The following is a 282-nucleotide window of genomic DNA, read 5'->3' on the forward strand; positions in this document are numbered from 1 at the left end:
GTACGCTGCCGATCTGGCGACCAGCCTGCACGAGGGCATTCAACTGGCCCACGATGCCCTGCACACCGGGCTGGCACGGGAGAAGATGGACGAACTGGTGGCCTTCACCGCCGTTTACAGAGAGGAGAACGCACAGTGAGTGTGCCGACGGTTCTGCAGAAGATCCTCGCCCGCAAGGCCGAGGAGGTCGCCGAGCGCCGTGCGCGCGTCAACCTGGCAGAGGTCGAGCGGCTGGCGCGTAGCGCCGATGCGCCGCGCGGCTTCGCCAATGCCCTGCTGGAG

The 282-nt window shown here is 67.4% G+C and carries 1 pseudogene; it reads left to right on the plus strand.

The features are described 5' to 3' along the window. A pseudogene (gene trpD, locus ACLJNW_RS24565) lies at positions 1–139 on the plus strand (anthranilate phosphoribosyltransferase); the annotation flags it as partial. Positions 140–282 lie beyond the last annotated feature (143 nt).

Origin of the sequence: Salmonella sp. SAL4457, from assembly GCF_046548235.1 — a bacterium.
Lineage (GTDB): Bacteria > Pseudomonadota > Gammaproteobacteria > Enterobacterales > Enterobacteriaceae > Salmonella > Salmonella enterica.